5 protein-coding genes are annotated in these 12620 nt (G+C 53.5%); all 5 read left to right on the top strand.

What is annotated here, in order from left to right; genetic code table 11:
* Positions 1-118 precede the first annotated feature (118 nt).
* The 5 genes from AC0THY_RS01520 (at position 119) to AC0THY_RS01500 (ending at position 12561) form a co-directional block, all read left to right on the top strand.
* The gene (locus AC0THY_RS01520) at positions 119-10519 is read left to right on the top strand and encodes a type II secretion system protein (RefSeq protein ID WP_489992712.1); all 10401 of its coding nucleotides are present in this window, start codon (positions 119-121) and stop codon (positions 10517-10519) included.
* On the top strand, positions 10512-11108 hold the full coding sequence (locus AC0THY_RS01515) for a hypothetical protein (protein ID WP_489992711.1): 597 nt from the start codon (positions 10512-10514) through the stop codon (positions 11106-11108). Before AC0THY_RS01520 ends, AC0THY_RS01515 begins: the two co-directional genes overlap by 8 nt.
* A gap of 1 nt (position 11109) precedes the next feature.
* Complete coding sequence (locus tag AC0THY_RS01510; RefSeq protein ID WP_489992710.1) at positions 11110-11427, top strand: prepilin-type N-terminal cleavage/methylation domain-containing protein; 318 nt, start codon at positions 11110-11112, stop codon at positions 11425-11427.
* The gene (locus tag AC0THY_RS01505) at positions 11424-11912 is read left to right on the top strand and encodes a prepilin-type N-terminal cleavage/methylation domain-containing protein (RefSeq protein ID WP_489992709.1); all 489 of its coding nucleotides are present in this window, start codon (positions 11424-11426) and stop codon (positions 11910-11912) included. Before AC0THY_RS01510 ends, AC0THY_RS01505 begins: the two co-directional genes overlap by 4 nt.
* Before the next feature lie 247 nt (positions 11913-12159).
* The gene (locus AC0THY_RS01500) at positions 12160-12561 is read left to right on the top strand and encodes a prepilin-type N-terminal cleavage/methylation domain-containing protein (RefSeq protein ID WP_489992708.1); all 402 of its coding nucleotides are present in this window, start codon (positions 12160-12162) and stop codon (positions 12559-12561) included.
* The last annotated feature ends 59 nt before the right edge of the window (positions 12562-12620 follow it).

Raw genomic sequence — 12620 nt, 5'->3', positions numbered from 1 at the left:
TGGTCACAGAGCAGTAGTACGGGTCCACAAGGAAAATGTGGGAAATGGTTGAAGGCCCGGTCGAAATAGAGTAGAATGGGTTATAACTATCGATAGGGAAATGAATGGGGTTGTGCATATGGCATATAGTGTAAATAGTAAAAATAAAAGGGGTTTTACCCTGGTGGAATTGATTGTTACCATCACCATCCTAGGTATCCTTATGGCTGTGGCAATCCCCAGCATTATGGGATATTTCAAGAAGATGGATATGATCAAGGCCAACGAAAGTGCCAGGCAGATCTACACGGCGGCCCAGAACAAGCTGACGGCAATGAAAGCCAACGGACAGCTGGACTTGGATGAGATGACCTCTGAGTGGGCGCTTGCCAGGGTGCCTGACGGATCTGCAGCGGCCGCTGATCAGACAGAGCAGATAAAATATTATTATATGAATACAGAGAAGGCAGCGGCGTTTTTAAGTCAGGCGGGACAGAGCCTGGATGATGAACTGGTAAGTACCCAGGCATCCATCGTGATTGAGCTGGACCCGGTGAACGGCTATGTGTACGGAGTGTTCTTTGCCTCCTACTCAGATGGCGACAGGACGCTCTTTTCCTACGAGAGCAGCGGCAAGAGGGGACTGCAGGGCGGCACGAAAGAATTCTGCGGTTCAGACGACTTGAGAAGCCAGGGCAGGGCCAGAATCGGATACTACGGGGGAGCTGCCGCAAAGGTGGAGTATGAGGCAAGTCTGAAGACGCCCCTTATGGAAGTGGTGAATGGTGAGGAACTGCTCATTAAGCTTAGCTCCTACGGCCAGCCGGCCCAGTTTGCCGGCTACCTGGTTGTGCTGGAGGGGGAAGAGGGAGCAGTCTACGAGAGGTATATCGCAAAAGAGCAGTTTGCGTCGGACGACGCGGGAAATCTGCTTGCGGGCAGCCGTTGCATCCTGCTTTTGGACAGTCTGGCGGAGGGGCATTCTTTTTTGGAGATGCTGGAGAGGAGCTTTACGAAAAAGAGCGGGGGGACACTGTCCCCCGGTGAAAATATAACAGTGACAGCCACTGCGGTCAGCGGACCGGACGACACAGGCAGCAGGTCCTTCGAAAACCGAGAGAAGGTAAACAGCCTTTTTGCGGCCAAACAGGAGGAGGACGGCATCCAAATAACAGTGTCCAATGTCCGGCATCTGCAGAATCTGGGACAGATCGCGGATAGCAGGTGGGATAAAAAGGGCAGCACTGTTCGGCAGATTCAGGATATGGACTGGAACAATACGCTGGCTTACTATAACGGACTGGCAGCGGAGGGCTATCCCAGAGAAGAACTGGCGGAAAATGCCGACGGGGACAGGGAGCTAAAGGGGGGGAATGACCAGGCGGCCTTCACACCCATACCATCCGGAAAATATGATTTTACAGCATATAAAGAAAGCGGGGAGAGAGCGCTCAAAGATACCACTGAGACAGGATACCGGATCTTAAACCTGAAGATAGAAGGGAATTGGGATGCGGGCCTGTTTGCCATGTTCTCCGGATCAATCAGCCATGTAAATCTGGTGAACCCTAAGGTTCGCGGAAGGGAAAATGTGGGGGCCCTGGCAGGCGTCTATGAGGCCCAGGATACTAATCGGATAATAAACTGCAAGGTTTACCTGGAACCGGAAGCGGAGCCTGGGGCTGCATTATTTGATTACAGGTCTTACACAGTTACCGGCGGGGCGGCCAGCACAGGCGGCCTGATCGGTCTGGCCCGGAAAGGTAAGATCCAGGAGTCCTTTGCTGCCATCAATGTGCAGGGCCGGGGTGGCGCAGCCGGAGGCCTGTCCGGCGATATGCGGAATGTGCAGGTGGAAGGCTGCTACGCAAGCGGACAGGTGAGCGGAGATGAGGAGACCGCTCTGGGCGGCTTTGTGGGGAAGTGTACGGGAGATACTGCAATCGAGAGATGCTACACCACAGGGGAACTGACCTCTGTGGGTTTGACAGCGGCCGGTTTTGTGGGACAGTATGAAAAGGAGGCAGGAAAGATCAATATCACCGCCTCCTACGCGGCAGTGGTACAGAGAGCGCGCCAGGACGAGGACGGCATCACCGCAGTCCCCTTTGTGGGGAACGGGCAGGCTGAGGCAGGGAAGGACTGCTTCTACCTTGGCGGTGAGACCAGCCACGGGGCTGTTGGGCTGAGCCTGGATCAGATGACAGGGAAGGCTGTGGTCAGGGACGGGAAAACTCTGGATCAGATCTACCAGGAGGGATGGCGGTATCCTGCCCATTACGGAACGGGTACATCCGTCAGCGAGAGCGCAAGGCTGACCCACCCCTACTATATAAACGGGCGTCTCACAGAGAGCGACACGGTCTTTCCTTATCCGGCCCTGACTGGGGCAGCGGGGGAGCTGAGTGTCCCTGTATCCCATTATGGTGACTGGCCACCGGATACGGCAGAAAAGGCGGATTACATCCAGCTGTTCTACTACGAAAAGTATGGGGATACGGACTACGGTTATTACTTTAAGGACAGAGACTATGCCATTGGGCTGGATGCCACAAAAGACATTCTGGAGACCGGGTATGGCCTGATGTCGCCGGAGGAGAACGGCGGTGCTCCCGCCATGGCTGGGATACAGGGATATTTCAATGCAGATGAAAATCAGAAAGCTGGTGAGCTGAAGTTTGAGCCCATCCCTGATTTCTATCAGGTGATCGACGGGGTGTACTACTATGGAATGAAGATATCAGGTTCTCAGATGAGCGGAACAGCTGCCGAAGCCGAGAGCTGGCAGAAGACCATGACCGCCAGCTACCGCACAGGGAATCCTTACAATTACATCAGCTTTGTGTATGGGGAAAAGCGCTTCTATTTTAGTCCCTGCTTTGCAAAAGCGCTGGGAAGCCAGCCAAAGGAACAGGAAAACCCTGCCTGGTTTGGTTCTGCTGCAAATCCATTTGTGCTCCGCACCGAGGCACAGCTCAAATGTATAGACGGATTTGGGGAATATGCGAGCGGGGGAAGCTTCTATTACTTTACACAGGAGAGGGCGCGCATCACACTCTCTCCGCAGGCCTGGATACCTCTGTGCCATAACGGATTTATGGGCAGCTATGAGGGAAATGGATATACCATAGACGGACTGGTTATCCAAAAGGAATCCTGGGTAACCACGGAGACGAACCTGGGACTTTTTGACACAGTGGGCCGGAATGGATCAGGCAGCACTGGCGCAGGTTCTTCCATCCGGAATCTGACGGTGGAAACTGCAGACGCGGGGTATCAAAAGGAGATACGAACAGAGCAGGCCCCGGACAAAGAGGATGTATACTTTGGAATCCTGGCGGGAAGGTGCCGGCAGTCCAGCTATATTGAAAACTGCAATACAGTACTGAATGCCTCCATCCAGTTTGTCAACGGCAATGCCCACAGCGATTTTACGAAGAAGTACTATAGAACCTATATCGGTGGCCTGGTAGGCTACTCGGACGGTACCATCAGCGGCTGTCAGGTGTGGGGGGAAGGCGAGATCAGCGCAGTCAAGAATCAGGAAGTCTGTGCAGGAGGCTTTGCGGGCTTGCTGGATAAAAACGCCCTTGTGAAGTCCGGCAGCAGAAATATACAGTGCCTTACCAATACCAATGTGAGAGTGAATGGCTTTGCAGCCGGGTTTGCAGCTGAGAACAAGGGAATAATCCAGGATGCCTACTCAGGCGGAACCGTTTGGGGCAGCCAGCTCTACTCAGCCGGGTTTGTGGTGGTCAATCATCCCTATGCAGAAATCAAAAACTGCAGCTCCGGGACCTCTGCAGAACAACCCATCACGGTAAAACAGGTGGAGAATAACCAGAGCGGAGAGAACAGTTCGGCAGCGGGATTTGCTGCTGTGAACGCGGGCAGCATCACAGACTGTGACGTGTATGCCAAGGTGATCACAGAGGGCACCTACGCGGCAGGCTTTGTGCTGGCAAACTGCGGTCCGGTCACCAGATGCAATGCGGTGATTTCAGTGAAAAATACAAACAATACGGCTGTGGGATTTGTGCGTGAGAACATACAGATCATCCATACCATTGCAGGCAAGGGAAACAGCAGGAGTGAGGTCTTTGAGGGAAAAGGCGGGGTGATGGACTGCCGTGTGTATTCACTTTACAGAGACAGGGAAAAGACAAATATTTTTGGGGCCCAGAAGGCAGCCGGATTTGCTGGTATCAGCGCGAATCAGATCTATAACTGCAGTGTTGAGAGCAGCATTGAGGTGGAAGACTCCAAATATAATACCGCTGGAGCTGGATTTATGCTGACCAATCAGGGATATGTGGGAAGCAGCTACTCAAACTCAATCGTAACTGTGCGGACTGCTGACCCAAGTAGGACCGCGGAGGCAGCGGGATTTGTCTACGATAATCAGTGGTTAATAGACACCTCCTATGCGGACTGTATAACCACGGCTCAGGCGGACAGGACAGCAAAAGCAGCTGGCTTTGTGCTGAAAAATGGAAAAAGTGAAGTTACGAGTTTAAATAACAATATTGAAAGCTGCTATGCCCTTCTGGAAGTGGCGGCAACGGCATACTCTCCTGGGGAGGAACCTCAGTCAGGCAGCGTGGCCGGATTTGTGCTGACCAATCAGAAGAGCTTCGGGATCGCGGACAGCTACAGCGCTGCCTATCTGAAGGCAAAGACAAAGCTGGGCTTTGGACCATCCGGAATGGATCTCACCAACTGTTATTATCTGAGCTTTGGAGGTAACCAGGGTGCAACGGGTTCGGGGACTGCTCTGACGGAGGAGGAGCTACACAAGCTCAGCCTGGGGAGCATTTGGGGAAAGGGGACGGTTTCTACCACTTTTCCCAATTCCCCAACCCTCAGCGGTATGGCATACCCTTATCCCAAGCTGGCCTATCTGGATCACCATGGGGACTGGCCGGAGGTGGTGGCAAACGATGGCACCATTTTTTACTATGAGCAGTATGGAGATAACAGCTATGGCATTCATTTTATGGAAAACAATTACCGCTCCTACAGCACACTCTCCGATAAAACCATACGGGACTGGGGATACGGTGTGATCATTGAAGGAGAGCTGAACCAGAAAGGCTCTATGACCATATTTGCCAGGGGAAGCTCTGCACAGAGCACAGCCAGTATAAATAAATGGGTGGATGGCAAGGAGCTGAAGATCACCCAGCCCCTTGGGGAAAACTATCATTTTTATCCCTTTAAGGAACAGCAGTTAGAGGGCCTGAAGGGGATGGTGGAAAATGCGAAGGTGCAGTATCTCTACACAAAAGTGGACTCCACGGATACCTACAACTTTTTTAACCCCTGCTTTGCAGCGGCCATCAACTCCAAGTCCTACGCAAGCGTGGACAGCGCCAATATGCCGGATGCCTCCTTTGGAAAAGAGGGGGAACCCTTTAAGATCCGGCATGCGGACCACTTCTATTACATGGGCCTCAAGGGGTATGAGAGTAAGGAGTCAAAATACAATTACTTTGAACAGACACACGATATCAACCTTCAGGACCAGGCGAAGACACAGGTGTGGAATCCCTGGGACAGCAGGTACAAGGGAAGTTTTGGAAACGGGCAGTACCTGCCTGAGAATCCCTACGTGGGAGACTACAATGGCGGGGGATATGAGATTACCGGATTTCGGCTTCCACAGTCCACAAATGCCCAGTATGTAGGTCTCTTTGGATATATTGGAGACGGCGCCGGAAAAGGGGCGGTCAGAAATGTAAAGCTAAAGCTGGACGCTGCGGTTGATGTGTCACTGGGGAACAGTAAAACAGCGGGTATCCTGTCTGCCTATGTGGCATCCGGCAGCAGCATCAAGGACTGCAGTGTGGACACAGGCGGCAATACCATCCGGTTTGGGAATACTGTTGCCGTGGCTGGTGCCATCGCTGCGGCAACGGAAGGCGAGATTTCGGGAACCGGACTGTACGGCGGCGGCGTGATTCGGGCTGTGCGCAGCGGAAACGCCCAGGTGAAGTTTGGAGGATTTACGGCAGAGAATAAGGGGACCATCACAGATTCTTACGTATCGGGAGTCAATGTGGAGGCGGAAGCCAATTACTGCTATGCCGCAGGCTTCGCTGCATACAATTCCGGGGTAATCACAGGCAGCAGGGTCCGGTCTATGACCGTGGATTCCAGGCTCAGGACAGCAGCAGGCTTTGTGATGGAGAATCAGGGGAGTGTCAGCTCCTGCCAGGCCGAGGGCTTGGAGGTGAAGGGAAAATGGACGGCCAGCGGCTTTGTGTACAACAATGGGCGCGATAACGCGGACACGGAATTTGACGGTCTGACCAACGGGGCCCCGGTACTGGACGGGGATTACAGCCAGGTGAGGATTGAGAACTGTACGTTCACCGGGAATGTTACCTCTACCCTGACAGAGTCCTGCGGTTTTGTCAGATACAACTTCGGCACTATAGCGGACTCTAAAGTATTGTCAGGCAGGGTCACCTACGGTACCTGGAATGATGGAAGCGACAATTACGACGACAAGGGGGCGTCCGGCTTCTGCCAGACGAACCTGGGAACCATCACAGGCCAGTGTTCCACCCAAGCGGAGGTCATTGGCTTGTCCAGAAACGCTTTGGCAGCAGGCTTTGTGGTGAACAACTATGGGACCATCCGCGGGGATGCCCAGTCCCTGATCTGCGCTGAGGGAAGCGTCACCTCCAGCGCCAAGTCCGCAGCCGGATTTGTAGTTTTCAATGCAGGGGCCGTGGACTACGCAGCCTATACCGGAGAGAAGGTGGACGCCTCATCCAACGGCAAAAAGGGAAAAGCGGCCGGATTTGCGGTGGAGAACGGAACGGAGAAACGGACATCCGCAACCATACTGCACAGCACCGCCGGGGGCAAAAAGACACTGGCGATCAGCGGAGATTCAGACAGCAGCGGATTTCTGGTAAATAATCGGGGAACAGTGGATGCGAGCCAGGCGGAGGGAATACAGATCACCAACCATGGAGGAGCTGGCAGCCATGCCGCGGGCTTTGTGTGTTACAACCAAAAGGGGGCTGTGGTGAGCCGCAGCAGCGCGCAGGGAGAGATCACAAAGTGGACTCCCGGAGAAAAGGGTACAGCCGGTTTTGCGGCGTCCAATGCAGGTGAGGTGAATAACCAATGCAGTGCGTCCGTGAGCATCACAACCAACGGCCCGTGTGCCGGGTTTGTGGGCACCAATGAGGCAGGGGGCGCTATACGGGGAACCTCCCTGATCCCTGTGAGGGTCACGGGTACGGGAGTGAAGGTTTACTCCAGCAATGAGAGCAGCGCGGGATTCGCGTGGACAAATAAAGGAACCATTGAATATGCCCGTGTGGAACTGGGGGGCGGAAGCGTGGAGAGCGGCGGAGAGCGCAGCGCCGGATTCGTATGGCAGAACGACAAGGAGATCCGCTTCTCAGAGACTGCTTCCGGAACGGTTAAGAGCACCAATACCGTCAGCGGCTTTGCAGGGATAAACAGCGGCCAGGGAGTGATACAGGAGTGCATGGTGAATGAGAAGGCGGATCTTTCCAAAACCACTGTGGTCTATGGTTTTGCAGTGGAAAATGCAGGGACCATCTCCAGAAGCAGCGTGCAGCCGGAACTGAACGGGCAGAATGTTTATGGATTTGCCGGAAGCAATGCAGACAAGGGATATATTGTAAAATGTACTGTAAACAGCAGTGCTGTAAGAGGAGAACTCTTAAGCTGCGGTTTTGCAGGGACCAATGCAGGTGAGATCGAAAGCGCCCAGGTGGTGATTCGCGGCCGGGTGGAGGGACAGGAAGCCTATGGGTTCCTGAAAACCAACGAAGCTACAGGAGAGATCACAGGTGCTGCGGTCACCGGAACCGTGTCTGAGGGGGAAGAGCGGAGTGCAATCCACGGAACCCAGAGTGCTGCGGGTTTTGCCGGAAGCAATCAGGGAACCATCGCCTCCGGGGAGTCAGGGACCTCTGTGGATGCAGAGGTGTACACAGAGGGAAAACGCGCAGCCGGCTTCCTTTTCACAAATGAGAAAAACGGCCGGATTGAGGGCCGGGCTCCGGAAAAGGACACAGATGCCGTGTTTGTAGGCTTCCGTGGTGCCTCTGTCCGGGATGGGCAGGGCTGGGGCAGTGAGACAGCCGGGTTTGTGCTGGAGAACGCGGGCCTTATCTCCTACGCCGGTGTGGAAGCTGGCCAGGGAGCATCCTCCGGGGAAAATGCTTCGGGATTTGCCGGGAAAAACGCAGGGGAGATTTCCCACAGCTATGTGAAGGCAGATACCGTGTCTGCACACGGAAATGCCGCCGGGTTCGTCTCTGAAAATACGAAGGAAATCTCAAAGAGCTACGCCGCCGGGGAGGTTCAGGGCAGTAAAGAATCGGGCAAGGCTGCAGCAGGCTTTGTGCTGACCAACACCGGAAAAGTTTCCCACAGCTTCAGTGTCTGCCAGGTGAAGGCACAGGCCGGGAGCAGTGGCGGGGAGGCGTCCGGCTTCGTCTGGAAGATGACAGGCGGCAGTATCTCATACAGCTATAGTGCCTCATCCTTAGTCAAGAACGGAGCTGTGCGCTACGCTTTTGAAAGGACAGAGGGGGCAGGGGGGCATATTGCAGACTGCTACTATCTGGACTGGGAGGGGACCACAGGGGGCACAGCCTCCGCAAATGCCTCACCGCTTGAGGCGTCTCAGCTTGAGAAGCTGTCGGATGAGGGTGGGAAGCTGCCCACGGATATTTGGCAGTCCAATTACCAGGACCAGGAAGTATCCTACCGCTATCCAAGCATCCGGGGGCTGCCTCTGCCCGTGGGAGAGCTAAAGGGAAGCGCGGCCTTCGGGCTGTTTTACTACGAGAAGTACAAAGAGGGATACCAGTTCTATCTGATTGACTGCGACGGTGCGATCCGGAATGAGCAGGCAGAGCAGAGGAATATGGATATGCCGGATGAGACCGGATACGGGATTTACATGCCGTCCAGGGCGGTGGACCAGCCGGAAGTTACCCAAAATGGGCAGAAGCTGCAAAAAGGCGCGCTGCTCACGGAGGAGGAGGGTTACAGCTATTGGAAGCTTTCGGGAAACATCCTGCAGACAGCGCCCCTAAAGGTTACGGCAGGTGAAAAGACCGCCTGGTTTTATGTAAATGCTGCGTTTGCGCAGGCAATTGAGTGGACCGCAGCGGATGAAAATGGAAATGTCCCGGAAAGTCAGCTGGGCAGGACACAGCAGACTCCACTGGGGGTACGCACAGGTGCGCAGCTTGGGGCTATCACAGCCGGGGGACTGGATAAGTACTATGTGCAGTTGGGAGATATTGACTTAAAGGACCAGAGCTTTGAACCCATCGGCGGGGTGGAGGGAAATGCCTTTACCGGAAGATACGATGGAGGAGGATACCAGATCACAGGGTTTGCCCAGCAGCGAAACTGCAGCCTAGGGAACAGCTATCTGGGACTGTTTGCGGTAAATCTGGGAGAACTGCGCGATGTGCATGTGGAGGGAACCATAAACACCACAAAGGATGCCGAAAATTCCATTACCGCGTATGTGGGAGGAATTGCGGGACAGAACGGCACAGGTGGGGTAATCTCTGAGTGCAGCGCGAATGTAGACATCAGGAATGCAAACTTTGCAGGGTGGAAAAACACCTATGTGGGAGGATTGACAGGTCTCAACGCAGGAGTGATTGAGAAATCCTACTCCTCAGGTGATGTGGAAAACGGAAACTATGTGGGAGGATTTGTGGGATACCTGGAGGTTGGCTCAGGAAGTAACACTGTTGAGATTAGGGATTCCTACTGTACCGGAAAGGTGACAAAGTCCCAGGGAGGGGCACCGGGTCAGTTTGTGGGTAAGAGCAACTGGGGTGTCATCGCCCGCTGCTATGCATACAATACAGCAGCCCATGGTTCACAGAGGATCTACAATATGGTTGGAAGCGGCACCGTAAAAGCTACGGACTGCTATTATCTGGGTGAAGCGGCCAAGGAGGGCGCGGGCATCAAGGCCCTGTCCTCGGAGCAGATGCAGTCACGGGAATCCTACGCGGGATTTGACTTTAGCGGTGTGTGGACCATGGATGCGGGTGACAATGGATTTGTCATTGGTTATGCCTGCCCGCAGCTTCAGGGCAGCCCACAGAGATATGAGGTGGAGGCCTATTTTGCAGGCGGAGGAACTGATCCCAGCGCCAGAGATATCTGGGAGGAGGACGTGGATGAAAACAAGAGCTCCGGCGGGATCACGGAGATGGAGGTAAAGGACGACAACGGGAAGAGCAACTCACCCGCCCAGAAGCCAACTGCCCCCACAGGTCCCTCCAAACCCCAGGATCAGCCCCAGACGGATCAGACGGAGCCGGAGAGCGGCAAGGACACTGAAAAGCAGACAGAGCCGGATACAGAGAAACAGAGTGAAACACAGACGGAGGCTCAGACAGAGACTCAGTCAGAGTCCCGGCCCGGAAAGCAGGCGGATTCCAACTCCCAGGCACAGAGCGAAACGCAGGCGGGAGCAAAATCGGGAATAGGTGGTGGGGCAGATGAATAAAATCAAGGAACAGCTGAAAAATGAGGATGGCTCTTCCCTGATGATTGCCATAGTCATACTTCTGATCTGTATGGTACTGGGTGGAATCGTCATCTCCGCTGCCTCGGTAAACATGACCAGACTGGAGCGCAGCAGACGGGAGCAGCAGGCATATGTCACAGCAGAATCCACCGCGCTTTTATTCCGCGACCTGATGGAGGGGCAAAAGCTCCTTCTGGAGGCGGACGCGTCCGGACAGCTTCAGGTGAAGGTGGATACAAAGACCGGTTCTGAGGAACTGGGGCAGATGCTGGCGGAGGATGTGAGCGGGCTTCTGGGCATCGGCGGTACTGCAAAGGATCAGGCAGAGCGGGATCTGGAGCTGTCCGGCGGGGATGCCCTGGCGGATCAGGAGGTGAAAGTTACCTACACTATGAATTCCGGGTATGGGATTGATTTGAAAATCCAGGTGCTCAGGGAGGGGAAGGTCCTGTCACAGATGACAGAGGAAATCCCGGCATCCCTGAAGACCCAGGATCAAAAAACCGCAATCAGCTGGAAGCAGGGTACGATAACCCGACTGAAGGAGAAAGGGAAGGAGGAGACGTGAGATGAGAAGATGGGCAGAGATCCTGAGAGGGACAAAGGGCGAGACTCTGGTGGAGATCATCGTATCCATGGTCATTGTGGCAATCGCGTTTACCGCCTTTGGAACCTGCGCGGTTATGGCGGGACGGGTCAACCATAGGGTGTCGGTGCAGGACCAGAAGATGTATGAGGAGCTGGCGGCCGCTGAGGCCAGGACCGGAGAAGCCAGGCAGCAGACCCTTATCCTAAAGGACGGGGACGGCCTGGAAATAGAGATCCCTGTTACAGTCTATGAGGGAGAGATACGGGCCTACTCCTTAGAGGAGGGGGAGAGCCCATGAGAAGACAGCGCGGGGACAAAAGAGGGATGACTCTGGTGGAACTGATTGTGGCCATGGCGCTGAGCGCTGTCCTGGTGGCGGCCGCTGCCCTGGCTCTGGCGGCCTCCTTCCGTCTGTACAACCGGTCCGCAGCTCTCTCGGAGATGGGAATTCTCAAATCCACACTCTACACAGCCATATCTGATGAGCTGCATTACGCCAGGCTGGACACTGCCCTTACCGGGGAGAATGAAGAGCTTCGCTACCGGAGCTCCATCCACGGAGGAACACAGGTGGAGATGAGGCTGGAGAACGGATATGTGACGGTGGACGGCAGGGAACTTCTGGGAGACTCCGTGTATGGGGGATACAAGGTGAGTGATCTGACGTTCGAAGACGGAGGGGAAGGCTGCATCAAGGTCACCTGTGTTCTGGAGAACAAACTTTACAGCAGTTTGGGGGAAGATATGGAGATGGTGGTTCGGATTTTGAACGGATGGGCATAAAAGTCACGATAGAGTCACAAAAATCGGTGTCCAAATTAAGGAAATGTTAACAAATCACTCAAATTAGTTGAAAATGTGTCGAAATACAGGTATAATAGGGGCAAGCTCTCAATACTGAAACGGGATGCCATTGGCAGCAGGCAAAAGAGGAAGATACAGGCACCCGTCCGCGATCTCAAAAGGCGCATTCAGATGCGCGGAAGGCAGTGTCTGGGAGAGAAAATCAGAATAGGAAGGAATAAGTATTATGAGATTATTGGAAAGATTCAAAAAGGCAAGAGAGAACAAAAAAGGTTTTACCTTGGTGGAGTTGATTGTTGTTATTGTAATCTTGGGGATTTTGGCAGCTATCTTGGTTCCCAGCTTTATTGGGTATATGAATAAGGCGAACAATTCACAGGCGCAGATCCAGGCGAGAAGTTTGTATTTGGCTGGTAAGACGATTGCGGCAGAAGAAAAATATGATTTACCTAAAACTGAAATTAAAAACACAGACGAAGATACTGGTAACAAGGCAAAATTAACGGAATTAGCTCCAGATACTGACCAGATTCAGTCTTATACAGTTACAATTCTAGGGGAAAAGGTAAATGTTACATGTACTACTAAAAGAGATGTGGTAATCAAAATAGGTGATACAATATCATAAATCTTAGCCATATGATGTATTATCTAGTATCTCCCTTTTAATTATGAACTTAAAAGAAA

It is taken from the genome of Ruminococcus sp. 8Y-12, assembly GCF_058119865.1.
This window is presented reverse-complemented; position numbering and strand designations above follow the sequence as displayed.

What these genes read in the sequence shown, in the direction of transcription:
- AC0THY_RS01520 (WP_489992712.1), top strand. Translation starts at nt 119, where the DNA reads ATGGCATATAGTGTAAATAGTAAAAATAAAAGGGGTTTTACCCTGGTG.
- AC0THY_RS01515 (WP_489992711.1), top strand. Translation starts at nt 10,512, where the DNA reads ATGAATAAAATCAAGGAACAGCTGAAAAATGAGGATGGCTCTTCCCTG.
- AC0THY_RS01510 (WP_489992710.1), top strand. Translation starts at nt 11,110, where the DNA reads ATGAGAAGATGGGCAGAGATCCTGAGAGGGACAAAGGGCGAGACTCTG.
- AC0THY_RS01505 (WP_489992709.1), top strand. Translation starts at nt 11,424, where the DNA reads ATGAGAAGACAGCGCGGGGACAAAAGAGGGATGACTCTGGTGGAACTG.
- AC0THY_RS01500 (WP_489992708.1), top strand. Translation starts at nt 12,160, where the DNA reads ATGAGATTATTGGAAAGATTCAAAAAGGCAAGAGAGAACAAAAAAGGT.